This window comes from Paenirhodobacter populi (assembly GCF_004022215.1).
Classification (GTDB): domain Bacteria; phylum Pseudomonadota; class Alphaproteobacteria; order Rhodobacterales; family Rhodobacteraceae; genus Rhodobacter; species Rhodobacter populi.
In genome coordinates, this window is record NZ_SAUZ01000002.1 from 267,417 (window position 1) to 291,287 (window position 23,871).

Below are 23,871 nucleotides of genomic sequence, written 5' to 3' on the forward strand. Positions count from 1 at the left end.
CGAAGGATGCTGCGGCGCGGCATTCATGCTGCGCTGTGGCGTGGTGGCGCTAACGCCGCCCAAGCACCGCAGCACATCAACAGCCAAACATCTGATGTCACGCTGATTTCCCGCCATCCGGCCGGGTGAATTTACAATGCACCTGCAACATCAGTGAATGAATTTACAGAAAAACATAATGAAAATGAATGCTTACGAAAAATGGAGAGTTTGGTTTACAATGCAGTCGGGGGAATATGCGGCGCCGGGTCATTCCGTGCCGCGAGCGGCGTTTCGCCGCGCGACAGCGAGGAGGAGGAAACTCAATGACCAAGCACGAACAGGTCGTCGCCGACAATGGCATGTGTCCGATTCCGCAGGGTTTTGAAAACGCCCATGCGGACACGCCCAAATATCTGGAGATGTATCGCGAATCGATCGAGAACCCCGATGCCTTCTGGGGCCGCGAGGGGCTGCGGCTCGACTGGATCAAGCCTTATAGCATCGTCAAGAACACCGATTTCACCTTCGGCAAGGTCTCGATCAAATGGTTCGAGGACGGGGTGCTGAACGCCTCGGTCAACTGCATCGACCGGCACCTGAAGGATCGCGCGCTGCAGACCGCGATCATCTTCGAGCCCGACGACCCGCATGAAAGCTCGCGCCACATCACCTATCGGGAGCTGTCCGAAAAGGTGAACCGGATGGCGAACGTGCTGCTGTCGCAGGGCGTGATGCGCGGCGACCGGGTGGTGATCTATCTGCCGATGATCCCCGAGGCGGCCTATGCGATGCTCGCCTGCGCGCGGATCGGGGCGATCCATTCCGTGGTTTTCGCGGGCTTTTCGCCCGATGCGCTGGCGAACCGGATCAACGATTGCGGCGCCAAGCTGGTGATCACCGCCGATACCGCGCCGCGCGGCGGCAAGCGCACGCCGCTCAAAGCGAATACCGATGCGGCGCTGCTGCATTGCTCGGACAAGGTGCGCTGTCTGGTGGTGCGCCGCACCGGCGACCAGATCAGCTGGACCGAAGGCCGCGACGTCGACATCAGCTACATGATGGAACAGGTTTCCCCCGAATGCCCGCCGCGGCCGATGGGGGCGGAGGATCCGCTGTTCATCCTTTACACCTCGGGCTCGACCGGCAAGCCGAAGGGCGTCGTGCATTCGACGGGCGGCTATCTGGTCTATGTCTCGATGACGCATGAATACACTTTCGACTATCACGAGGGCGACGTGTTCTGGTGCTCGGCCGATGTGGGCTGGGTGACGGGGCACAGCTATATCGTCTACGGGCCGCTGGCGAACGGGGCGACGACGCTGATGTTCGAGGGCGTGCCGACATGGCCCGATCCGGGCCGGTTCTGGGCGATCTGCGAAAAGCATGGCGTGACCCAGTTCCACACGGCACCCACCGCGATCCGCGCGCTGATGGCGCAGGGCGCCGAATGGGTGGACAAATACGATCTCTCCTCGCTCAAGCTGATCGGCACGGTGGGCGAGCCGATCAACCCCGAGGCATGGCACTGGTACAACGAACATGTCGGCAAGGGCCGCTGCCCGATCGTCGACACCTACTGGCAGACGGAAACCGGCGGCAACATGCTGACGCCGCTGCCGGGCGCGACACCGACGAAGCCGGGATCGGCGACCAATCCGTTCTTCGGGGTGAAGCCCGTGGTGCTGGAACCGCAGACCGGCGTCCGCATCGGCGAGGTGGAATGCGAAGGCGTGCTGGCGATCTCGGACAGCTGGCCGGGGCAGATGCGCACCGTCTGGGGCGATCACGAGCGTTTTCAGGAAACCTATTTCAGCCAGTATCGCGGCTATTACTTCACCGGCGACGGCTGCCGGCGCGACAGCGACGGTTACTACTGGATCACCGGCCGCGTCGATGACGTGCTGAACGTGTCCGGCCACCGCATGGGCACGGCCGAAATCGAAAGCGCGCTCGTCGCCCATCCGGCGGTGGCCGAGGCGGCGGTGGTCGGCTATCCGCACGACCTCAAGGGGCAGGGGATCTACGCCTATGTCACCCTGATGAACGACCAGACGCCTTCGGACGAGCTGCGCTCGGAACTGGAAAAGTGGGTGCGCACGGAAATCGGCCCGATCGCCAAGCCCGACCTGATCCAGTGGGCGCCCGGCCTGCCCAAGACCCGCTCGGGCAAGATCATGCGCCGCATCCTGCGCAAGATCGCCGAAAACGACTATGGCGCGCTTGGCGACATCTCGACGCTGTCCGATCCGGGGGTCGTGCAGGATCTGATCGACAACCGCATGAACCGCGGAGCCGACGCATGAACGAGATGGCGAATGCGGTCGACACGAAACCCCTTGTGCTGATCCTGCTCGGTCCGCCGGGCGCGGGGAAGGGGACGCAGGCGCGGATCCTTGAGGAAGCCTTCGGGCTCGTGCAGCTCTCGACCGGGGATCTCCTGCGGGCGGCGGTGGCCGAGGGCACCCCCGCCGGGCTTGCGGCCAAGGCGGTGATGGAGGCGGGCGGGCTCGTCAGCGACGAGATCGTCCTCGCCATCCTCAAGGACCGGATGGCCGGGCCGGATGTGTCGGCGGGCGTCATCCTCGACGGGTTTCCGCGCACGGCGGTGCAGGCGGCGGCGCTCGATGACCTTCTGGCCGAAACCGGCCAGCGCGTCGATGCCGCGGTCAGCCTGGATGTCGACGACGAGGCGATGATCGCCCGCGTCGCCGGCCGCTACAGCTGCGCCCTGTGTGGCGAGGGCTACCACGACAGCTTCAAGATCCCGGCCGTGGCCGGGGTCTGCGACAAATGCGGCGGTACCGAGTTCCGGCGCCGCCCCGACGATACCGCCGAAACGGCGCGGGCGCGGCTGGAGACCTATCACAGCCAGACCGCCCCGCTGATAGATCACTACGACCGGCTTGGCGTTCTGGCGCGGGTCGATGCGATGGGCTCGATCGCGGATGTGCGCGCGGCGCTCGCCCGGGTCGTGGGGGCCGTGGCGGCCTGACGCCGCCACGAAGCGCCGCACCCCCGGGAGGAGGCCCGGGGGACAGCGGCGGGAAGGCCGGGCGACATGCCCGGTCCAATCGGAAAACGTCCACCCCGGCAGGGGCGGGACCGGAGGGCATGCCCGTTCCGGCCCGGGTGGGTTGTTGTGTCTCAGGGAGACCGGCCACGGCCGGCAGAAGGAGGAGAGACGATGGCTTCATACAACACCAACGTGACGGCCGAGCGGGCGCGTCCGATGACCCGCGACGAAAAGCGGGTCATCGCGGCGTCATCCGCCGGCACGATCTTCGAGTGGTACGACTTCTACCTGTACGGCTCGCTTGCGGCGATCATCGGGGCGCAGTTCTTCACCGCCTTCCCCGAAGCCACGCGCAACGTCTTTGCGCTGCTGGCCTTTGCCGCGGGCTTCATCGTGCGGCCCTTCGGGGCGCTGGTGTTCGGCTCGCTCGGCGATCTGGTGGGGCGGAAATACACCTTCCTCATGACGATCATGATCATGGGCGTCTCGACCTTCATCGTCGGGCTTCTGCCCGGCTATGCAAGCTGGGGCGTCGCGGCGCCGATCATCCTGATCGTTCTGCGGATGCTGCAGGGGCTGGCGCTTGGCGGCGAATATGGCGGTGCCGCGGTCTATGTGGCGGAACATGCGCCGCAGAACCGCCGGGGCTATTACACCGCCTTCATCCAGACGACGGCGACGCTCGGCCTGCTTCTGTCGCTGATCGTGATCCTGCTGGTGCAGGGCTATGTGAACGCGAATTATCCGATGGTCGCGGTGCTCGACCTTGCGGGCAATCCGGTGCTGAACCCGGACGGGACGGAACGCATGATCCGCGCCTTTGACGCCTGGGGATGGCGGATTCCGTTCCTGTGCTCGATCTTCCTGCTGGGCATCTCGCTCTATATCCGGCTGCAGATGGAAGAAAGCCCGGCCTTCAAGAAGATGAAGGCGGAAGGCGCGCAATCCAAGGCGCCGCTGCGCGAGGCCTTCGGCACCTGGAAGAACGGCAAGATCGCGCTGATCGCGCTTCTGGGCCTGACGGCCGGGCAGGCCGTGGTCTGGTATTCGGGGCAGTTCTACGCGCTGTTCTTCATCCAGAACGTCATCAAGGTCGACAGCTTCACCGCGAACGTCCTTGTGGCGTGGTCGCTGATCCTCGGCACCGGGGGCTTCCTGTTCTTCGGCTCGCTGTCCGACAAGATCGGACGAAAGCCGATTATCCTCGGCGGGTGCGTGCTGGCGGCGCTGACCTATTTCCCGGTCTTCAAGGCGCTGACCCATACGGCCAACCCGGCGCTTTATGCGGCACAGCAGACGCAGGTCATCGTCACCGCCGATCCGAACGACTGTTCGTTCCAGTTCAACCCGACCGGGACGGCCAAGTTCACCTCGTCTTGCGACATCGCCAAGGCGGCGCTGTCCAAGCTCTCGGTGAATTCGGTGACCGAGGATGCCGCCCCCGGCACCCCCGCCACCGTGACGATCGAGGGCCAGGTGATCGCGTCCTATGACGGTTCGAACCTGTCGGGGCCGGAACTCGCCGCCGCCCAGACCGCCTTCGACACCCAGGTGAACGCCGCGCTTTCGGCGGCGGGCTACCCGATGACGCCGGGGGACAACATCACCGTTGCGCGGGCCAACCACTTCTTCGACATCTTCACGGTGCAGAAGCTGACGGTGGTCGTGATCCTGACCTATCTGATCTTGCTGGTGACGATGGTCTACGGCCCGATCGCGGCGATGCTGGTGGAGCTTTTCCCGACGCGGATCCGCTATTCCGGCCTGTCGCTGCCCTATCACATCGGCAACGGCTGGTTCGGCGGGCTGCTTCCGGCGACGGCCTTCGCGATATCGGCTCAGTCCGGCAATATCTACGCGGGGCTGTGGTATGCGATCGTCGTGGCGGTGATGACTGTGGTGATCGGGGTGATCTTCGTGCCGAACAACACGCACAAGAAGAACATCTTCGTCGACTGACCCGGCCTTGCCGGTTGCATCGGGGCCGTCCCTTCGGGGGCGGCCTTTCTTATTGCCTTCATCTTTCCTTAAATATCCCGGGGGTGAGCCCGGAACGGGCGAGGGGGCTGGCCCCCTTCCCCCTAGAGGATGGAAAGCACCGTCTCCGGCGGACGCCCGATCCGCGCGGCATCGCCGTGGATCACCACCGGCCGCTCGATCAGGCGCGGATGCGCGACAAGCGCGTCGAGGATCGCCTCTTCCCCGGATGCGCGCGTCAGCCCGGCGGGCACCTCGGGCTCCTTCCAACGCAGCAGATCCGCCGCCGGACGTCCGAGCTTTTCAAGCACAGCGCGCAGTTCGGCCCGGTCCGGCGGGTCTTGCAGATACAGCCGGATTTCAGGCTCGATCCCATGCGCGCGCAGCAGGTCCAGCGTCTTGCGCGATGTGGTGCAGCGCGGATTGTGCCAGATCTCCACCGTCAGAGCCCCTGTCACAGCCATCGCGCCCGCCCGGTTCCCACCGCCTCGGCGACCGAGGAAAAACCGTCGCGCGACAGCAGGCCATCCAGCCCGCGCGCGATTCCGGGGATCAGCGACATGCCCTGATAGACCATCGCCGTATAGACCTGCACCGCCGAGGCTCCGGCCCGGATCTTTTCATAGGCCTGCTCGGCCGAGCCGACGCCGCCCACCCCGATCAGCGGGATCTTCCCGCGCGTGAGCCGCGAGAGCTGCGCCAGCACGCGGGTCGAGCGTTCGAACAGCGGCGCGCCCGACAGCCCGCCCGGCTGCCCGGCATCCGGGGAATGCAGCCCGTCGCGCGACAGGGTGGTGTTGGTGGCGACGATCGCATCGAGCCCGGCGCGCAGGGCGACCTCGGCGATATCCTCGATCTCGGCGGGGCTCAGGTCGGGGGCGATCTTCAGGAAGACCGGGATCCTCCGTTCGAGCGCATCCCGCGCCTCGGTCACGCCACGCAGCAGGGCGGCGAGCGCATCTTTCCCCTGCAGATCGCGCAGCTTTTCGGTATTGGGCGAGCTGACGTTCACCGTGGCGAAGTCGATATGCGCGCCCGCATGGCGCAGCACGGTGGCAAAATCCGCGGCGCGGTCGGCGCTGTCCTTGTTCGCGCCGAGGTTCAGCCCGACGGGGATCCCCGCCGGCCGCTGCGCCAGACGTTCGGTGATCGGCTCCATACCGTCGTTGTTGAAGCCGAAGCGGTTGATCGCGGCGCGATCCTCGGTCAGTCGCCACAGGCGCGGCTTGGGATTGCCGGGCTGCGGCCGGGGTGTGGCGGCGCCGACTTCGAGGAAGCCGAAGCCCGCCCGCATCAGCGGCGACAGCGCCACCGCATTCTTGTCATAGCCCGCCGCAAGGCCTACCGGGTTCGGCAGCTTCAGCCCTGCAAGCTCCGTCGCCAGCCGGGCCGAAGTGACGGGGCCGGGTGCGGGCACCAGCCCGCAGCGCAGGGTCCGCAGCGACAGGCCATGCGACAGCTCGGGATCCAGCCGGTGCAGGACGGCGAGCCCCAGCCTTTCGGTCACGCTCATGGCAGCACCTCGGGGAAGATATGGCCCGCGACGCCCATCGGCAGGGAGCGGTCCCACAGGACCTCATCCAGCCGCAGCGCACGATACAGGTGCGGAAACAGCGCCCCGCCGCGCGAGGGCTCCCATTTCAGCGCCGGGCCGAGCCGGTCGGGATCGACCGCGACAAGGACCAGATCGCTTTCCGCGGCGAAATGCTTGGCCGCGGTTTCGGTCACCTGCGCGCTGGTGGAAAAGTGGATGAAGCCGTCCGCCAGATCGACGGGCGCGCCAAGCGTTTCGCCCGCGTCGCGGAACGCATTCCATTCGGGTCGGCGGAAAATCTTGTAGATCACCATGCCGATGCAATGCCGAAAGCCGGGGCCGGGGTCAATATGCTTGGGGTCGGGGATTCCGCTTTTGACAGGCGCGGTCCAGGGCGGGCAAGGTTGACGGGACGCGATTCACCCCTCGGAGGTCCTGATGAAGATCCGGTTTCTGATGTCCACGGCCTTGTCGGCCGCCCTGTTGCTGGCGGCGGCCGCGGCGCAGGCGGATTACACGCTGCACATCCTGCATACGAACGACCTTCACAGCCGCATCGAGCCGATCGACAAATTCGATTCCACCTGCGATGCGGAAACCGATGCGAAGGGGGACTGTTTCGGCGGCGTCGCGCGGATCGCGACGAAGGTGGCCGAACTGCGCGAGGAGCTGGCGGGGCAGAATGTCCTGCTGGTCGATATCGGCGATCAGTTTCAGGGATCGCTATTCTACACCACCTACAAGGGGCGGGACGCGGCCGAGTTCATGAACGACATCGGCTATCAGGTGATGATCCTCGGCAATCACGAATTCGACGATGGGCCGGCGGTGCTGCGCGATTTCGTGGGTCTGGTCGATTTCCCGGTGATCTCGGGCAATCTGGACCTGAGCCGGTCCGAGGAATTGCGCGGCAGGATCGGCCGGTCGCTGGTGATGGAGATCGGCGGCGAAAAGGTCGGGCTGGTTTCCGCGCTGACCACCGACACGCCGGAAATCTCCTCGCCCGGGCCGAATGTCATCTTTCAGGACGATGCCGAAAGCCTGAAGGCGCAGGTCGAGGATCTGCAGGCGCAGGGCGTGACCAAGATCGTCGCGCTGACCCATGTGGGCTATACGCGCGACCGGCAACTGGCGGAACAGGTGCCGGGGCTGGATGCGATCGTGGGCGGACATTCGCATACGCTGTTTTCCAATGTGATCGAGGGGGCGGAGAAATATCCTACGACGGTGAATGAAGTTCCGATCGTATCCGCCTATGCCTATTCGAAATATCTGGGTCATCTGGTGCTGACCTTTGACGATGACGGCAATCTGAAATCGGCGGGCGGAGAGCCCATCCTGCTGGATGCCTCGGTCAAGCCGGATCCGAAGATCGCCGCCCGGGTGGAGGAGCTGGCCGAGCCCATCGCCGAGGTGCGCGCCCGCGTCGTGGCCGAGGCCTCGGCCGCGATCGACGGGTCGCGCGACACCTGCCGCGCGGCCGAATGCCAGATGGGCAATCTGGTCGCGGATGCGATGCTCGACCGGGTGAAGGATCAGGGCGTCAGTATCGCCATCGAGAACGGCGGGGGCTTGCGCGCCTCGATCGAGGCGGGACCGGTGACGATGGGCGATGTGCTGACGGTGCTGCCGTTCCAGAACACGCTGTCGACCTTTCAGGCGCGCGGCTCGACCATGGTGAAGGCGCTGGAGAACGGGTTGAGCCAGGTCGAGGAAGGGGCGGGCCGCTTCCCGCAGGTGGCTGGGCTGCGGTTCGTCTGGGATCCGAAGGCGCCGGCGGGGGAAAGGCTCGTCTCGGTCGAGGTGCAGAAGGACGGGGACTGGGCGCCGATCGAGCCGGATACGGTCTATGGTATCGTGACCAACAATTACATGCGGATGGGTGGCGACGGCTATTCCGTTTTCGCCGCCGAGGCGGAGAAGGCCTATGATTTCGGCCCGGATCTGGCGGATGTCACGGCGGACTATCTGGCGAAATCGCAGAGCTACACACCCTATCTGGACGGGCGCATCAGGCAGGTGGAATGAAGGGATATCAGGTGGTTGCCATCCGATATTGATCCGGTTTCTCAGGAGATGACCGTCACCGGATGGGTCAGGATCACCTCTTCGAGGTTCGGCGTCGTGCCGATCCGGTCGACGACGGCGAACAGCCCCGGTTCCTGCAGCGGCGTCAGCACGCCATGCCAGGTGCCGCGGTGCAGGTTGATCGCCTGATCGCCGCGGGTCAGGAAGGCGCGCGGGGCGCCCGGCCTGCCGCCCTCGTCTGGCGCGACGATGACGAGGAACGGGGCGTCGGTCATCGGGATGAAGGCCTGGCTGCCCTCGGGGTGGCGTTCGAGCAGGTCGAACCTGTAGGGCAGGCTGCGCGCCACCGCCTTGAAGATGGAGATCCCGGCGCGGCCGCCGGGGCCGAAGTCGAGCTTCGCCCGGTCGTGATAGCGGCCGCAGAGGCCCGCGTTGATGAGCCGGTCCGGCGCGCCATCGGCGGAGAGCACCTCGCCGAACGGGGCGAAGGCGTCAGGGGTGAGCGGTTCTGCCTGGATCTGCATCGTGGCCTCTTGCGGTGAGGGGGCTGGGGGCGCTGCCCCCACCGTGGGCTGCACCCCCGGTTCCCCCGGGATATTTATGGAAGAATGAAGGGCAGCTCAGCGCCCGAGGACGCCGCGCAGTTTCGCATGGCGGTTCACGTCCTTGTAGAGCAGGTAGCGGAAGCGTTCCGTGCCGCCCGCGTAGCAGGCCTGCGGACAGAAAGCGCGCAGCCACATGAAATCGCCGGCCGCGACCTCGACCCAGTCGTTGTTCAGCTTGTAGACCGCCTTGCCCTGCAGCACGTAGAGGCCGTGTTCCATGACATGGGTTTCCTCGAACGGGATCACCGCGCCGGGTTCCAGCGTGACGATGTTCACATGCATGTCGTGGCGCAGGTCGAGCGGCTGGACGAAGCGGGTGGTGGCCCATTTCAGGTTGGTGCCGGGCATGCCGGCGGGCGAGCGGTGCTGTTCGTTGGTCACGAAGGCCTCGGGGATGTCGAGGCCGGGGGCGGTTTCGTAGAGCTTGCGGATCCAGTGGAATTTCGCCGGTGTCTTGCCGGTGGCGCGCAGCGTCCACGGGCAGCCGGGGGGGATATAGGCGTAGCCGCCCTCGGCCATCTCGTGTTCGCCATCGGGCAGGGTCAGGGTCAGGCGGCCCGAGACGACGAAGATCACGCCCTCGGCCTCGGGGTCCGGTTCACCTGCATCGGTGCCGCCGCCGGGCATGACTTCGAGAATGTATTGCGAGAAGGTCTCGGCGAAACCCGAGAGCGGGCGGGCGATGATCCAGACGCGAGTGTCGGTCCAGCCGGGCAGGTAGCTGGTGACGATGTCGGTCATCACGCCGCGCGGGATCACCGCATAGGCTTCGGTGAAGATCGCGCGCCCGGTGTGAAGCTCGGTCTGGCGGGGCAGCCCGTCGCGGGGCGTGGCGTAGCTGGTCATTTGAACTGGTCCTGAAGGCGGTGCCAGCCGATGCGTTCCACCTGTCGGCAGGCTTCGGCGAATTCGGCGTCGCGGGAATTGGCGAGGCGGCGGTAGAAAGCCTCGACGATGGTGGATTTCGTGTTGTCCTTCACCGCGATGATGAAGGGGAAGCCGAATTTTCCGACATATTCGGTGTTCAGCGCCTCGAAGGTTTCGCGTTCCGTATCGGTCAGCGCGTCGAGCCCGGCCGAGGCCTGTTCGGCTGTGCTGTCGGCGGTGAGCCGTTTCGCCTGCGCGAGCTTGCCGGCGAGGTCGGGGTGGGCCTTGAGTACGCCGAGGCGTTCATCGTCGCTGGCCGTGCGGAAGGCGCGGGCGAGGACCGAGGCGACGCCTTCGGCGCAGTCATGCGCGGGGCCAAGCTCCATCTCCCAGGCGCGTTCGGCGATCCAGGGACTGTGTTCATAGATCGCGCCGAAGCGTTCGACGAAGCGGTCCTTCGACATCTGGCTGGGACGCTCGAAGCGGTGATGCGGGTGATGCGCGGCCCAATGCGCGGCGATTTCACCGCGGGTGGCGAACCAGACGCCGCCTTTGGCTTGTGCGTAGTCGAGGAAGCGCCTCAGCCCGGCCATCTTGCCCGGCCGCCCGATCAGCCGGTTGTGCAGGCCGATCGAGAACATCTTGGCGCGGCCCTCGACCCCTTCGCGGTAGAGCGTGTCGAAGCTGTCCTTCAGATACTGGAAGAACATCTCGCCCTCGATATAGCCGGGGGAGGTGGCGAAGCGCATGTCGTTGGCTTCGAGCGTGTAGGGGATCACCAGCTGGTCGCGGGCGCCGACCTCCAGCCAATAGGGCAGGTCGTCGTCGTAAGTGTCGGAAATCCAGTCGAAAGCGCCGGTCTCGGCGGTCAGGCGTACGGTGTTGGCGGAACAGCGGCCGGTATACCAGCCGCGCGGCGGTTCGCCCGTGACTTCGGTATGCAGGCGGATCGCTTCGGCGATCTGGCGGCGTTCCTCTTCCTCGGGCATGTCCTTGTGTTCGACCCATTTGAGCCCGTGCGAGGCGATTTCCCAGCCGGCGGCCTGCATCCCCGCGACCTGTTCGGGGTTGCGCGCCAAGGCCGTCGCCACGCCGAAGATGGTGACGGGAATGTCAAACGCGGTGAACAGCCGGTGCAGCCGCCAGAAGCCGGCGCGGGCGCCGTATTCGTAGATCGATTCCATGTTCCAGTGGCGCTGGCCCGGCCACATGCCCGCGCCGTTGATGTCGGACAGGAACGCCTCGGAGGCCGCGTCGCCGTGCAGGATGTTGTTTTCGCCGCCTTCCTCGTAGTTCAGCACGATCGAGACGGCGACTTTCGCGCCGCCCGGCCAGCCTGCGTCGGGCGGGGTCGGGCCATAGCCGCGCATGTCACGGGGATAACGGTTCATCTGTGCCTCCGATGTTTCAGGCGATCAAAGGACGAATGTCCGCCGCATGCAAGAGGCCGCATGCGGGGGTGCTTGTCCGGGCTGTCCGGCCGCGTCATAGTCCGGCGAAAAGGAGATTGCCATGACCGGATATCTGACGACGCATGTTCTTGATACCGCCCGGGGAACGCCTGCGGAGGGGCTGCATATCTCGCTCTTCCGGATCGGCGCGGACGGGGCCGAACTGATCGCGCGGGCGGTGACGAACCGGGACGGGCGCACCGACACGCCGATTCTGCCGCAGGGGGCGTTCGAGACCGGGGTTTACGAGCTGGTCTTTCACGTCGGGGACTATCTGCGGGCCAGCGGGCAGGCGGCGGCGGAGCCGCTGTTCCTTGACGTGGTGCCGCTGCGCTTCGGGATTTCGGATCCGGCGGCGCATTACCATGTGCCGCTGCTGCTGTCGCCCTTCGGCTATTCGACCTATCGCGGAAGCTGAACGCGCGATAACGAAGATGGTGATCGCGCCGGCGGGCCGGAATCGGCTCGGTTTTTCGGGGGATTCCGCCCGGCGCGGGGCGGGCGGCGAAAGTTCCTGCACCGGGCGCCCTTGCAGCCACCCCGGCGCGCCACTAAGACTCTCGTAAAGCTCCGCGATTATGAATTTGGCAGGACCGCAGGAAGGCACAGGATGAAAGACTCGATTGACCTTTACATGAACACGCTGGTGCCGATGGTGGTCGAACAGACCTCGCGCGGCGAGCGTGCCTATGACATCTATTCGCGCCTGTTGAAGGAGCGGATCATTTTTCTGTCGGGGCCGGTGCATGACGGCATGTCGACGCTGATCTGCGCGCAGCTGCTGTTCCTTGAGGCGGAAAACCCGACCAAGGAAATCTCGATGTATATCAATAGCCCCGGCGGTGTGGTCACCGCGGGTCTGTCGATCTACGACACGATGCAGTATATCCGGCCGAAGGTTTCGACGCTGGTGATCGGGCAGGCGGCCTCGATGGGGTCGCTGTTGCTGACGGCGGGCGAAAAGGGGATGCGCTTCAGCCTGCCCAATTCGCGGGTGATGGTGCACCAGCCCTCGGGCGGGTATCAGGGGCAGGCGACGGATATCCTGATCCATGCGCGCGAGACGGAAAACCTGAAGCGCCGGCTGAACGAGATCTACGTGAAGCACACCGGCAACGACTACGCGACGGTCGAGGCGGCGCTGGAGCGCGACAACTTCATGTCGGCCGAGGCGGCGAAGGAATGGGGCCTGATCGACGAGATCCTGGAAAGCCGGGGCAAGGCCGAAGCCGACAAATGACCGTGATGTGACGGCCGGAAGATCGTCCGAAACGGAAATTTGACGTTGAGATGAACATGGGGCCGCCCTACACTCCGGGGCAGCCCTTCACAGCCCCGGGGTCCCGGGGCGAGAGCAGAGGAAGACGATGGCGAACAATCCCGGCTCGGACAGCAAGAACACGCTCTATTGCTCGTTCTGCGGCAAGAGCCAGCATGAGGTGCGCAAGCTGATCGCGGGGCCGACCGTGTTCATCTGCGACGAATGTGTCGAACTGTGCATGGACATCATCCGCGAGGAGACGAAATCTTCGGGGCTGAAGTCCACCGACGGCGTGCCCACGCCGCGCGAGATCTGCAAGGTTCTGGATGATTATGTCGTCGGGCAGAGCCATGCCAAGCGCGTGCTGTCCGTCGCCGTGCACAACCACTACAAGCGGCTGAACAATTCGTCGAAGACGGATATCGAGCTGGCGAAGTCGAATATCCTGCTGATCGGGCCGACCGGCACCGGCAAGACGCTGCTGGCGCAGACGCTGGCGCGGATTCTGGACGTGCCGTTCACGATGGCGGATGCGACGACGCTGACCGAGGCGGGCTATGTCGGCGAGGATGTCGAGAACATCATCCTCAAGCTGTTGCAGGCATCCGAATACAATGTCGAACGCGCGCAGCGCGGCATCGTCTATATCGACGAGGTCGACAAGATCACCCGCAAGTCGGACAATCCCTCGATCACCCGCGACGTGTCGGGCGAAGGGGTGCAGCAGGCGCTGCTGAAGATCATGGAAGGCACCGTGGCGAGCGTGCCGCCGCAGGGCGGGCGCAAGCATCCGCAGCAGGAATTCCTGCAGGTGGACACGACCAACATCCTGTTCATCTGCGGCGGCGCCTTCGCCGGGCTGGACCGGATCATCGCGCAGCGCGGCAAGGGCACGGCGATGGGCTTCGGCGCCTCGGTCAAGGGGCCGGACGAACGCACCGCGGGAGAACTGTTCAAGGAACTGGAGCCCGAGGATCTGCTGAAATTCGGTCTGATCCCGGAATTCGTCGGCCGTCTGCCGGTGATCGCCACGCTTGAGGATCTGGACGAGGCTGCGCTAGTCACCATCCTGACCGAACCCAAGAACGCGCTGGTCAAGCAATACCAGCGGCTGTTCGACATCGAAGGCGTGAAGCTGACCTTCACCCCGGATGCGCTGTCGGCTATCGCCAAGCGGGCGATCAAGCGCAAGACCGGCGCGCGCGGGCTGCGCTCGATCATGGAGGACATCCTGCTCGACACGATGTTCGAACTGCCCGGCATGGATGGCGTGCAGGAAGTCGTGGTCAACGAGGATGCGGTGGATACCGCCGGCGCGAAGCCCTTGCTGATCTATGCCGAAAACGCCAAGAAAGAACCGAAAAGCGCCAGTTGACCGGAGGGGCGGGCCGCGCGCCCGCCCTTTCGCTGGATCTTGCGGCGCCGACCGGCGTATAAGGGGGGCGAAAGCCCGCGGAGGATGGACATGAACTTTCTGATGCGCATGTTGACCTGGTGGAACGGCCAGACGGTCGGAACCCAGCTTTTCACCGCCCGCAATGGCGTGAAGGTCGGCGAGGACCAGGAGGGGAACGTCTATTACCAGACCAAGGACGGCAAACGTCGCTGGGTGATCTACAACGGTGAGATCGAGGCGAGCCGGATTCCCCCCGAATGGCATGGCTGGATCCATTTCACCTGGGACGAGCCGCCGACCGAATCCGCGCCGAAGCGTCAGTCGTGGGAATTGCCCCATATCGAGAACCGGACAGGCACGGCCCTGGCCTATGTTCCGCCCGGATCGATCCGGCGTCCGGAACCGGTCGAGCGGCGTGATTATGAGGCTTGGCAGCCGGAATGAGGCTGGCCCCGTCGGGGGCCGGTCCCCACTGCGGGAGAAACCATGAGCGAGAATCGCATTGAAATTCTGACCGGCGCCGCTGTGGTGGCCGTGGCAGTCGGCTTCATCATCTGGGCCGGGCAGGTCCGGGGGCTGGGCATGTCGACGGACAGCTATCCGCTGCATGCCTCGTTCCGCTCGGTCGAGGGGGTGACGGTCGGCACCGATGTGCGCATGGCCGGCGTCAAGATCGGCGCGGTGACGGATGTGCGTCTGGATCCGAAGACCTTCTTTGCCGATACGACCTTCACCGTGCGCAAGGGGATCGAACTGCCGGATGATTCGCAGGTCATCGTTGCCTCGGAAGGGCTGATGGGCGGATCGTTCATCGAGATCCAGCCGGGCGGCAGCATCACCAACCTCGCCCCCGGGGAAGAGATCGTTGACACACAGGGGGCGGTTTCGATCCTCAGCCTGATGATGAAATTCGCGGGTGGCGGCGGTGACACCGGGGCCGCGCCCGCCGCGGCGGGCGCCGATACGGATACGGGCGCGGGGACGCAGCCGTGAAACCGGCGCTGATCGTGCTGGCGATCGCGGCGGCGGGGCCGGTTCTGGCGCAACAGGCGGACGGGCTGGCGCAGGCCTCCGGCGCGCTGCTGCGTGGGCTCGACAAGATCTCGGGGGTTTCGACGGATATTCCGGTGCGCGTGAACGAGCGGGTCGATTTCGGCCAGATCTCGGTCACGCTGAAGCAATGCCGCTATCCGGCGAACGACCCGGCCTCGAATGCCTATGCCTATCTTCAGATCGACGAGAAGGATGGCAAGACGGATTTCGAAGGCTGGATGATCGCCGACAGCCCGGCGCTTTCGGCGCTGGATCATCCGCGCTACGACGTCTGGGTCATCCGCTGCAACAACAGCTGAGGCGTGGGGATTTCCGGCGCGGTGAAATCCGCCGAATGGCGTAGCGCCACGGCCAGACGCCGGCGGTATTCGTCGCGCGGAATTTCCACCCCGCCAAGGCTGGCCAGATGCGCGGTCAGATATTGCGTATCGAACAGGCTGAACCCGGCCTCGCGCAGGTGGTCGACGGCATAGGCCAGCGCGACTTTCGACGCATTCGTCACGCGGGAGAACATGCTTTCCCCGAAAAACGCCCCGCCAAGCGTGATGCCGAAGGTGCCGCCGACCAGATCCGGCCCGCGCCAGACCTCGATTGAATGAGCATGGCCGAGCGTGAACAGCGTATCGTAAAGCTCGAACAGTTCGGCATTGATCCAGGTTTCCGGTCGGTCGGCACAGCCCTCGACCACCGCATGAAAGGCGCTGTCGAGCCGGATCGTGAACCGGCCGCGCCGGATCTCCCGCGCGAGGGAGCGCGAGATATGGAACCCGTCGAGCGGCAGGATCCCGCGCCGGTGCGGCTCGAACCAGTGCAGCTCGCTGGCGTCGCGGCTTTCGGCCATCGGGAAAATCCCCTGCGCATAGCCCGCAAGCAGCATCCCGGCCGTCAGCTGATCGTGCATTCCGGCCCCCGTTGTTGCCTTGGTCGCGCGCCCGCGCTAACACTAGACCCGCCAGAGGCTGCGGCAAAGCCGCCAGACGGGTGAAACACATGGGTTTTTTCGATTTTCTGTCCTCGATCGCACCCTATGAGGATGATGCGAAGACCATCACCCGGATGAACCTGCGGCATGAGATGATCCTTGAGCCGCTGAAGCCCGAGATCACCGGCCGCCGGGTTCTGGATCTGGCGGCGCATGACGGCAGATGGGCTTACGCCTTCGCCGCGGCCGGTGCCCGCGAGGTGATCGGGATCGAGGGGCGCGCGGAACTGGTCGAACGGTTCCGCGATTTTCCCGATGATACCGCGCGCGGGCGGGTGACGATGGTGCAGGACGACATCTTCGACGGTCTGGAAAAGCTGGTCGCGCGGGGGGAGAGTTTCGACGTCATCGGCGTGCTGGGCATCTTCTACCACATCATGGATCACTTCCGCCTGCTACGGCTGGCCGCGGCGCTGCGGCCGAAGCTGATGATCGTCGACAGCGAATTCGCCGCGCGCCCGGGAGCGGTGATCCTGATGTCGCGCGAGCGCACCGACAAGGATCTGAACGCCATTCCGCAGATCGCGGGGCAGGTGCGCGCGGTGGTCGGGATTCCTTCGCCCAAGGCGCTGGAATCGATGGCGGATGCGCTCGACCTGTCGTTCGACTGGCTGGATTGGGAGGAGGTTCCGGAGGAATACCGTTCTCCGATCGCCGATTACTACCGCGTTGGGGAAAAGCGCCGCGGCACTTGCCTGCTGCGCGAGCGGGCATAGGAACGGCGCCCGAAGGCGCCGTCCGGGGATCAGCCGTAGGTCTTGGCCAGCCACTTTTCCAGCCAGTGGATCGAATAATCGCCCCTCTGGATGTCCGGCTCGGCCAGCAGGGCATGGAACAGCGGCACCGTCGTATCGACCCCATCGACGATCAGCTCGCCCAAGGCGCGGCTCAGCCGGGCGAGGGCTTCCTGACGGTCGCGGCCATGCACGATCAGCTTGCCGATCAGGCTGTCGTAATAGGGCGGGATCCTGTAGCCGTCGTAGATCGCGGAATCGATCCGCACGCCAAGACCGCCGGGCGCATGATACTGGGTGATCGTGCCGGGGCAGGGCGTGAAGCCGGGGACGCGCTCGGCGTTGATCCGCACCTCGATCGCCGCGCCGCGGATCTTGAGCTGGTCCTGATGGAATTCCATCTTCTCGCCCGCCGCGACGCGGATCTGTTCGCGCACGAGATCGACGCCGAAGATCGCCTCGGTCACCGGATGTTCCACCTGAAGGCGGGTGTTCATCTCGATGAAATAGAATTCGCCATCCTCGAACAGGAATTCGATCGTGCCGGCGCCGGAATATTTCAGCTTGGCCATCGCGTCCGCGCAGATCTTGCCGATGCGGTGGCGCTGTTCCTCGGTGATGACAGGGCCGGGGGCCTCTTCCAGCACCTTCTGGTGGCGGCGCTGCAAGGAACAGTCCCGCTCGCCCAGATGCACCGCGCGGCCCTTGCCGTCGCCGAAGATCTGGATCTCGATGTGGCGCGGCCGCTGGAGATATTTCTCCATATACACTTCGTCGTTGCCGAAGGCGGCCTTGGCTTCGGACCTTGCGGTGCGGAAGGCGATTTCCAGTTCGGATTCGGTTTCGGCGACCTTCATGCCGCGGCCACCGCCGCCCGCCGTCGCCTTGATGATGACCGGGAAGCCGATCTGCCGCGCCGCGGCCTTCGCCTCCTCGAAATCATGGACGCCGCCGGCCGAGCCGGGAACCACCGGGATGCCCAGATTCTTCGCGGTTTCCTTGGCGGTGATCTTGTCGCCCATCAGCCGGATATGTTCCGACGAGGGACCGATGAAGATCAGGCCGTGATCTTCCAGCGCCTGCACGAAATTGGCGTTTTCCGACAGGAAGCCATAGCCCGGATGGATCGCCTGTGCGCCGGTGATCTCGCAGGCCGCGATGATCGAGGCGATATTCAGATAGCTTTCGGACGAGGGCGGCGGCCCGATGCAGACGCTTTCGTCCGCCATCCGCACGTGCATCGCATCGCTGTCGGCGGTCGAATGGACCGCTACCGAGGCGATCCCCATCTCGCGGCAGGCGCGGATCACGCGCAGCGCGATCTCGCCGCGGTTGGCGATCAGGATCTTGTCGAACATGGGTTTGCCCTCACTCGACGATCATCAGGGGCGCGCCGAATTCCACCGGGGTGCCATCCTCGACGAGGATGCGCTTCACCGTGCCCGATTTCGTCGCGGGGATGTGATTCATCGTCTTCATCGCCTCGATGATCAGCAGGGTCTGTCCCTGCTGCACGGAATCGCCGACCTTGACGAAGGTCGCGGCGCCGGGTTCCGGCGCCAGATAGACGGTGCCGACCATCGGCGAGGTCACCGCGCCCGGCAGTGTCGCCGGATCGGCATCCACCACCGGCGCGGGCGCCGCAAGCGCGGGCACGGGAGCCGCCGATACCGCGGGCGCGGCAGCGGCCGGGGCCGCCACGATGGTCGCCTGCTTCACCACACGCACCTCGAGGCTGTCATCCTCGCCATATTCCCGCACCACCGAGAGTTCGGTCAGCTCGTTCTTGTTCAGAAGCTCTGCAAGCGCCTGAATGAATGCCACGTCGTTATCATGGGATTGTTTGGTCATGCCGTCCTCAAGGGGTGCTGTCTGGTCTTCTTTGCCGGTCGTTTTGCGCCGGGGTTGCCATAATCATCCCGCCTTATACGCGCTCAGTCCCGCAGAGAAAAGCGCCATGGGACAATATCCTCCATGTGCATTGGCGCTGCGAGGCAGGAAATGGCGATATGGAAGGGTCCATGACCGGTGGCACCGGTCCCGTGAGGCGCGACAGGCCGCGCTGGCGCCTGCACGGATCCGCGTGGACATTTCATTCGCTTTGAGACCCGTCCGCAGTCAGATCGGGCGGGACAGGCCGGCGACATAGACAGAGAGCCCCGCGTTTCACGCGAGGCTCTCCGAAAGGATGGCAGATCGGAACTCGGGCATTTTGCCGTTCCTCGTTTCGGATCACCGCAGAAGATCGAGGCTTTGCCTCTGCGGGGCGGTATCCAGTCCCTGCCACCCGGTCTGGTCATTTCCCGTCGGGCCGGCGGCAGCGGTGGCTGCGCGATCCGGCCGCTTTGTGTCTTGTTCCGGCGTTTCCGTCGTCGGGGCGGGTGCGGCCCGCGCCGGGATTGCCTTATCCGGCACCACGTCAAACTCGGGCGGGGCCTTCAGTTCGGCAGCCTTTGCCTGAAGAGGCGAGACCGAGAAGGTCGGCGGCGGCCCGGTCGGCATATCCGGATCGATGGTTTCCATCTCCGACAGGCTGAGCGCCAGAACGGCGGTTTCGCCGCGCGTGGCCGTGGCTTCGCCCTGCGCCCGGAGCTGGGCGAGGGCACGCGCCGAACGATCCTCGGGCGTCTGCGTATCGACCCCGGCCTCCATTCCGCTGCCCGCGCCATTGGTCGCACTCGCCGGTTCGACCGTGCTGGCCGGTGCCCTTTCGGGCGCAACAGTCGTCATCGCCGGCGACCAGCCGATCTGAGGCAGAAAACCCGATATCCGATCCATCCTGTTGCCCCCGCGAACGCAATTCCACGCAATTCAGATGCCACTCTCCTCTGAAACTGCGGCGAAAGTCTTACGCAAGGGTAAACCCTTCAGCGGAATCCGCGGCCTCGCGGCCGGAAATCCCTGAAAAGTTTAAGGATCGGGGGACAGGAGCCGGTCGAACAGCCGGTCGAGAAAGACCTCGGCCTCGGCAAAGGCATCGTGCTCGGGGCCGAGGATCGCGCGCACCTGCACCTCGAAATCCGCGTAATGCTGGGTCATCGCCCAGATCGAGAAGATCAGGTGATACGGGTCGATCCGCGCCAGACGCCCCGCCTCGATCCAGTCGCGGATCACCGCCGCCTTTTCATCGACCAGCGATTTCAGCCCGCCCGACAGCACATCGGTGATCCGCGGCGCGCCCTGCAGCACCTCATTGGCGAAAAGCCGGCTTTCGCGGGGCATTTCCCGGCTCATTTCCAGCTTGCGGCGCACATAGGTCATGATCTCGTCGCGCGGTTCGCCGGCCGGGTCGATCGCGCGCAGCGGATCCAGCCAGACATCCAGCAGACCGTTCAGCAATTCGCTGTGGATCGCCTCTTTCGAGGGGAAATAATACAGCAGGTTCGGCTTCGACAGTCCCGCCGCGCGGGCGATCTGGTCCAGCGTCGAGCCGCGGAACCCGTTGGACGAAAAGACCTCCAGCGCGGCCTCGAGGATCGCCTCCGTATTGCGGCGCTGGATCCGGGTCTTGGGTCGGTTCGCTCCGATATCGTCCAACGATCTGCTCCTTGGGAAACAGCAGGGCTATAGCGTGAAGGCCGGCGCGAATCAACACGACCGGGGTGCCCCTGCGGGTGCCGTGGGGAAAACCTTGTGGATGCCACATTTCCCGCATCCCGCGCGCCGCGGCAGCGCCCCCGCTGCCTCCGCCGTGCGCCTGTTTTTTGTGCGCAAGCCTGCGGAATAGCCGGTCGCGCCCCGCTTTGGCGGCGGATTTCGTTGACCGCATGGCCGGAGCATGTCCCCATCGGCCTGACCATCCGGTCAGAAAAAGAGTCGCAAGAGCCTGACCAACCGGCCGGCGCATCAATGGAGAGATGAAATGCCCGCACCCGGAGAGAACCTCCGCACCAATTCCGCGCGTCTTTGGGACAGCCTGATGGAGATGGCGAAGATCGGCCCCGGCGTGGCCGGCGGCAACAATCGCCAGACCCTGACGGATGAGGATGCCGAGGGCCGCGCCCTGTTTCAGGACTGGTGCACCGCCGCGGGCCTGACGATGGGCGTCGACCGGATGGGCACGATGTTCGCGACCCGCCCGGGCACGGATCCGGAGGCGCTGCCCGTCTATATCGGCTCGCATCTCGACACCCAGCCGACGGGCGGCAAGTTCGACGGGGTGCTGGGCGTGCTCGCCGGGCTGGAGGTGATCCGCTCGATGAACGATCTGGGGATCCGCACCCGCCATCCGATCGTGCTGACCAACTGGGCGAACGAGGAGGGCGCGCGTTTCGCCCCGGCGATGCTGGCCTCGGGCGTCTTCGCGGGGGAGATCGACCTCGACTACGCCTATGCGCGCAAGGATCCCGAGGGCAAGAGCTACGGCGCCGAACTCGAACGCATCGGCTGGAAGGGCGACGAAGAGGTCGGCGCCCGCAAGATGCACGCCTATTACGAATATCACATCGAGCAAGGCCCGATCCTCGAGGCCGAGGACAAGACCATCGGCGTCGTGACCCATGTGCAGGGGCTATGGTGGCTGGAATTCACCCTGACCGGCAAGGCCGCGCATACAGGCTCGACGCCGATGGCCATGCGGGTGAACGCCGGGCTCGCCATGGCGCGGATCTTCGAGATGGTCGAAGAGGTGACGATGGCCGCGCAGCCCGATGCGGTGGGCGGCGTGGGGCAGGTGACCTTCGCCCCCAATTCGCGCAACGTGCTGCCCGAAACCGTGGTCTTCACCGTCGACATCCGCACCGTCGATCAGGCGAAGCTCGACCATATGCGGGCCGAGATCGAAACCCGTGCCGAAGAGATCTGCGCGGCCCTCGGCGTCACCTGCGCCATCGAGGCGGTCGGCCATTTCGACCCGGTGACCTTCGCGCCGGAACTGGTCGAAACCGTGCGCGCGGCGGCGGAGAAACTCGGCTACAGCCACCGCGACATCGTCTCGGGCGCGGGCCACGACGCCTGCTGGGCGGCGAAACTGGCGCCCACGACGATGATCTTCTGCCCCTGCGTCGACGGGCTGAGCCATAACGAGGCCGAGGAGATCAGTCCCGAATGGGCCGCCGCCGGGGCGGATGTGCTGCTGCATGCGGTTCTTGAAACGGCGGAGATCGTGGAGGCGTGATGTTCCTGCATGGCGTGACCCGCCCGCTCTCCCGTCACTGCGGGCCGCATCCGGCCCTCTCACCCGAAGCCCTCTTTCTGCCGTCGTTTTTCCATAAATATCCCGGGGGTGAGCGCGGCACGCGCGAGGGGGCGGCGCCCCCTTTCTCCCCCTCCACCCGTGCACCGGAACGGCGTTTTCCCCGGACCGCAGCCACAGGACCGGCACGATGACGGCCGCGCCGGTGATCGACATAGCGAACCTCGATCTGGTCTTTCAGACGAACGACGGCCCGGTGCAGGCGCTGAAAGACGTGAACCTGACGATCGGCAAGGGGGATTTCGTCTCCTTCATCGGGCCTTCGGGCTGCGGCAAGACCACGCTTTTGCGCTGCATCGCAGCGCTGGAAACCCCGACCTCGGGCCGGCTGACGGTCTGCGGCATCAGCGCGGACGAGGCGCGCAAGGCGCGCAGCTACGGCTATGTGTTCCAGGCGGCGGGGCTCTATCCGTGGCGGACCATCGCGGGCAACATCCGCCTGCCTCTGGAGATCATGGGCTACACCCGCGCCGAACAGCAGGAGCGCGTGCAAAAGGTGCTCTCGCTCGTCGAGCTGGAGGCCTTCGGGCGGAAATACCCGTGGCAATTGTCGGGCGGCATGCAGCAGCGCGCCTCGATCGCGCGGGCGCTGGCCTTCGACGCGGATATCCTGCTGATGGACGAACCCTTCGGCGCGCTTGACGAAATCGTCCGCGACCACCTGAACGAGGAATTGCTCAAGCTCTGGCGGCGGACGCAAAAGACCATCGCCTTCGTCACCCATTCGATCCCCGAGGCGGTTTACCTGTCGACGAAGATCGTGGTGATGAGCCCGCGCCCCGGCCGCATCGCCGAGGTGATCGAAAGCCCGCTGCCGCGCGGCGACCGGCCGCTGTCGATCCGCGAAAGCCGGGAATTCCTCGACATCGCCCATCGCGTGCGCGAGGGGCTGCGCGCGGGCCATGCCTATGATTGAGCGGTTCAGAACCCTTGCCGCCATCCTGACCGTCGTCGCGGTGATCGTCGTGGTCTGGTATGTCTTCGCGGTCGTGCTGAACAGCCGCTGGGAATACGATCAGGCCGCCCGCGCGGGCGTGCAGATCGGCCTGCCGGAACTGATCGAACGCACGCTGGCGCAGGACCGGCCGATGCTGCCCACGCCGCATCAGGTGCTGGCGGGGCTGTGGGAGGGCGTGACGCGCTATGCTCCCACCTCGCGGCGCAGCCTTGTCTATCACGCCGGGGTGACGCTGTCGGCGACGCTCGCGGGCTTCGCGCTCGGTGCGGCGGCGGGGCTGCTGCTGGCGGTGGGCATCATGCATTCGCGCGCGATGGACATGTCGGTGATGCCCTGGGCCATCGCCTCGCAGACGATCCCGATCCTGGCGATCGCGCCGATGGTGATCGTGGTGCTGGCCTCGCTCGGGATCAAGGGGCTGCTGCCCAAGGCGCTGATCGCGGCCTATCTGAGCTTCTTTCCGGTGCTGGTCGGCATGGTCAAGGGGCTGCGCGCCCCGGACGGGATGCAGCTCGACCTGCTGCGCACCTGGAATGCCTCGCGCGCGACGACCCTGTTCAAGCTGCGGCTGCCCGCTTCGCTGCCGTATCTCTTCGCCTCGCTGAAGGTGGGGATCGCCTCGGCGCTGGTCGGCACGATCGTGGCGGAACTGCCGGCCGGGGCGACGGTGGGGCTGGGGGCGCGGCTCCTGTCGGGCAGCTATTACGGGCAGACGATCCAGATCTGGTCGGCGCTCTTCGCGGCGGCGATCCTTGCGGCGGTTCTGGTGGCGGCGGTGGGCGCGGTGGAGCGTCTGGTGCTGAAACGCATGGGGCTGGCGCGATGAGGAGGATGCG

The 23,871-nt window shown here is 65.5% G+C and carries 25 protein-coding genes; 14 read left to right on the forward strand and 11 right to left on the reverse strand.

Going from position 1 to position 23,871, the window contains the following annotated elements:
* Nucleotides 1-305: 305 nt before the first annotated feature.
* From acs to D2T30_RS02865, 3 genes are all read left to right on the forward strand, one after another.
* The gene (gene acs / locus D2T30_RS02855; protein ID WP_128207543.1) at nucleotides 306-2,285 is read left to right on the forward strand and encodes an acetate--CoA ligase; all 1,980 of its coding nucleotides are present in this window, start codon (nucleotides 306-308) and stop codon (nucleotides 2,283-2,285) included.
* Between the two features lie 5 nt (nucleotides 2,286-2,290).
* Complete coding sequence (locus D2T30_RS02860; protein WP_128207601.1) at nucleotides 2,291-2,974, forward strand: adenylate kinase; 684 nt, start codon at nucleotides 2,291-2,293, stop codon at nucleotides 2,972-2,974.
* Nucleotides 2,975-3,166: 192 nt separating this feature from the next.
* Nucleotides 3,167-4,954: an MFS transporter gene (locus D2T30_RS02865; protein WP_206612606.1), complete on the forward strand. Its 1,788-nt coding sequence runs from the start codon at nucleotides 3,167-3,169 to the stop codon at nucleotides 4,952-4,954.
* 122 nt (nucleotides 4,955-5,076) lie between these two features.
* Here D2T30_RS02865 and arsC read toward each other — a convergent pair whose 3' ends face one another.
* Genes arsC through D2T30_RS02880 form a run of 3 tightly spaced genes read right to left on the reverse strand, consistent with a single transcriptional unit; the run spans nucleotide 5,077 to nucleotide 6,820 of the window.
* Nucleotides 5,077-5,436, reverse strand: coding sequence for an arsenate reductase (glutaredoxin) (gene arsC, locus D2T30_RS02870; RefSeq protein WP_128207544.1), 360 nt, complete (start codon nucleotides 5,434-5,436; stop codon nucleotides 5,077-5,079).
* Nucleotides 5,427-6,485 carry a quinone-dependent dihydroorotate dehydrogenase gene (locus D2T30_RS02875; protein ID WP_128207545.1) on the reverse strand — a complete coding sequence of 353 codons (1,059 nt, stop codon included), beginning with the start codon at nucleotides 6,483-6,485 and terminating at the stop codon, nucleotides 5,427-5,429. Before D2T30_RS02875 ends, arsC begins: the two co-directional genes overlap by 10 nt.
* Nucleotides 6,482-6,820, reverse strand: coding sequence for a DUF952 domain-containing protein (locus D2T30_RS02880; protein WP_128180801.1), 339 nt, complete (start codon nucleotides 6,818-6,820; stop codon nucleotides 6,482-6,484). The genes D2T30_RS02875 and D2T30_RS02880 overlap by 4 nt, the downstream gene beginning before the upstream one ends.
* Before the next feature lie 124 nt (nucleotides 6,821-6,944).
* Between D2T30_RS02880 and D2T30_RS02885 the strand changes: the two genes are divergently transcribed.
* Complete coding sequence (locus D2T30_RS02885; RefSeq protein ID WP_128207546.1) at nucleotides 6,945-8,534, forward strand: bifunctional metallophosphatase/5'-nucleotidase; 1,590 nt, start codon at nucleotides 6,945-6,947, stop codon at nucleotides 8,532-8,534.
* Nucleotides 8,535-8,575: 41 nt separating this feature from the next.
* Here D2T30_RS02885 and D2T30_RS02890 read toward each other — a convergent pair whose 3' ends face one another.
* The 3 genes from D2T30_RS02890 to puuE all read right to left on the reverse strand — a co-directional run bounded on the left by D2T30_RS02890 (nucleotide 8,576) and on the right by puuE (nucleotide 11,397).
* On the reverse strand, nucleotides 8,576-9,058 hold the full coding sequence (locus D2T30_RS02890; RefSeq protein WP_128207547.1) for an ureidoglycolate lyase: 483 nt from the start codon (nucleotides 9,056-9,058) through the stop codon (nucleotides 8,576-8,578).
* A 96-nt stretch (nucleotides 9,059-9,154) separates the two neighbouring features.
* Complete coding sequence (locus tag D2T30_RS02895) at nucleotides 9,155-9,985, reverse strand: bifunctional allantoicase/(S)-ureidoglycine aminohydrolase (RefSeq protein WP_128180795.1); 831 nt, start codon at nucleotides 9,983-9,985, stop codon at nucleotides 9,155-9,157.
* Nucleotides 9,982-11,397: an allantoinase PuuE gene (gene puuE, locus D2T30_RS02900; RefSeq protein WP_128207548.1), complete on the reverse strand. Its 1,416-nt coding sequence runs from the start codon at nucleotides 11,395-11,397 to the stop codon at nucleotides 9,982-9,984. The genes D2T30_RS02895 and puuE overlap by 4 nt, the downstream gene beginning before the upstream one ends.
* Before the next feature lie 121 nt (nucleotides 11,398-11,518).
* Between puuE and uraH the strand changes: the two genes are divergently transcribed.
* The 6 genes from uraH (at nucleotide 11,519) to D2T30_RS02930 (ending at nucleotide 15,466) form a co-directional block, all read left to right on the forward strand.
* Entirely contained in the window at nucleotides 11,519-11,875 is a 357-nt protein-coding gene (uraH, locus tag D2T30_RS02905; protein ID WP_128207549.1) for a hydroxyisourate hydrolase, read from the forward strand.
* A 192-nt stretch (nucleotides 11,876-12,067) separates the two neighbouring features.
* Entirely contained in the window at nucleotides 12,068-12,697 is a 630-nt protein-coding gene (locus D2T30_RS02910) for an ATP-dependent Clp protease proteolytic subunit (RefSeq protein WP_128207550.1), read from the forward strand.
* A gap of 127 nt (nucleotides 12,698-12,824) precedes the next feature.
* Complete coding sequence (gene clpX, locus D2T30_RS02915; protein ID WP_128207551.1) at nucleotides 12,825-14,093, forward strand: ATP-dependent Clp protease ATP-binding subunit ClpX; 1,269 nt, start codon at nucleotides 12,825-12,827, stop codon at nucleotides 14,091-14,093.
* 90 nt (nucleotides 14,094-14,183) lie between these two features.
* On the forward strand, nucleotides 14,184-14,558 hold the full coding sequence (locus D2T30_RS02920) for an NADH:ubiquinone oxidoreductase subunit NDUFA12 (protein WP_128180785.1): 375 nt from the start codon (nucleotides 14,184-14,186) through the stop codon (nucleotides 14,556-14,558).
* Nucleotides 14,559-14,600: 42 nt separating this feature from the next.
* On the forward strand, nucleotides 14,601-15,107 hold the full coding sequence (gene mlaD / locus D2T30_RS02925; protein WP_128207552.1) for an outer membrane lipid asymmetry maintenance protein MlaD: 507 nt from the start codon (nucleotides 14,601-14,603) through the stop codon (nucleotides 15,105-15,107).
* Entirely contained in the window at nucleotides 15,104-15,466 is a 363-nt protein-coding gene (locus D2T30_RS02930; RefSeq protein WP_128180781.1) for a DUF2155 domain-containing protein, read from the forward strand. Before mlaD ends, D2T30_RS02930 begins: the two co-directional genes overlap by 4 nt.
* Here D2T30_RS02930 and aat read toward each other — a convergent pair.
* The gene (gene aat, locus D2T30_RS02935; protein WP_128207553.1) at nucleotides 15,430-16,068 is read right to left on the reverse strand and encodes a leucyl/phenylalanyl-tRNA--protein transferase; all 639 of its coding nucleotides are present in this window, start codon (nucleotides 16,066-16,068) and stop codon (nucleotides 15,430-15,432) included. The genes D2T30_RS02930 and aat overlap by 37 nt on opposite strands.
* An 89-nt stretch (nucleotides 16,069-16,157) precedes the next feature.
* Here aat and D2T30_RS02940 point away from each other — a divergent pair, with 89 nt between their 5' ends.
* Nucleotides 16,158-16,865, forward strand: coding sequence for a methyltransferase domain-containing protein (locus D2T30_RS02940; protein ID WP_128207554.1), 708 nt, complete (start codon nucleotides 16,158-16,160; stop codon nucleotides 16,863-16,865).
* 29 nt (nucleotides 16,866-16,894) lie between these two features.
* Here the strand turns inward: D2T30_RS02940 and accC are convergent, their stop codons facing one another.
* From accC to D2T30_RS02960, 4 genes are all read right to left on the reverse strand, one after another.
* Nucleotides 16,895-18,241 carry an acetyl-CoA carboxylase biotin carboxylase subunit gene (accC, locus tag D2T30_RS02945; protein WP_128180775.1) on the reverse strand — a complete coding sequence of 449 codons (1,347 nt, stop codon included), beginning with the start codon at nucleotides 18,239-18,241 and terminating at the stop codon, nucleotides 16,895-16,897.
* A gap of 10 nt (nucleotides 18,242-18,251) precedes the next feature.
* The gene (gene accB / locus D2T30_RS02950; RefSeq protein WP_128207555.1) at nucleotides 18,252-18,734 is read right to left on the reverse strand and encodes an acetyl-CoA carboxylase biotin carboxyl carrier protein; all 483 of its coding nucleotides are present in this window, start codon (nucleotides 18,732-18,734) and stop codon (nucleotides 18,252-18,254) included.
* A gap of 381 nt (nucleotides 18,735-19,115) precedes the next feature.
* Nucleotides 19,116-19,613, reverse strand: a complete 498-nt coding sequence (locus D2T30_RS02955) for a hypothetical protein (protein ID WP_128207556.1) — start codon at nucleotides 19,611-19,613, stop codon at nucleotides 19,116-19,118.
* 180 nt (nucleotides 19,614-19,793) lie between these two features.
* On the reverse strand, nucleotides 19,794-20,420 hold the full coding sequence (locus D2T30_RS02960; protein ID WP_380727705.1) for a TetR family transcriptional regulator C-terminal domain-containing protein: 627 nt from the start codon (nucleotides 20,418-20,420) through the stop codon (nucleotides 19,794-19,796).
* 325 nt (nucleotides 20,421-20,745) lie between these two features.
* Here D2T30_RS02960 and D2T30_RS02965 point away from each other — a divergent pair, with 325 nt between their 5' ends.
* The 3 genes from D2T30_RS02965 to D2T30_RS02975 all read left to right on the forward strand — a co-directional run bounded on the left by D2T30_RS02965 (nucleotide 20,746) and on the right by D2T30_RS02975 (nucleotide 23,861).
* Nucleotides 20,746-21,999, forward strand: coding sequence for a Zn-dependent hydrolase (locus D2T30_RS02965; protein WP_128207557.1), 1,254 nt, complete (start codon nucleotides 20,746-20,748; stop codon nucleotides 21,997-21,999).
* A 208-nt stretch (nucleotides 22,000-22,207) separates the two neighbouring features.
* A complete protein-coding gene (locus tag D2T30_RS02970; RefSeq protein ID WP_128180765.1) occupies nucleotides 22,208-22,993 on the forward strand; it encodes an ABC transporter ATP-binding protein in 786 nt (261 codons plus the stop codon).
* Nucleotides 22,980-23,861, forward strand: a complete 882-nt coding sequence (locus tag D2T30_RS02975; protein WP_241651180.1) for an ABC transporter permease — start codon at nucleotides 22,980-22,982, stop codon at nucleotides 23,859-23,861. Before D2T30_RS02970 ends, D2T30_RS02975 begins: the two co-directional genes overlap by 14 nt.
* Nucleotides 23,862-23,871: the final 10 nt, after the last annotated feature.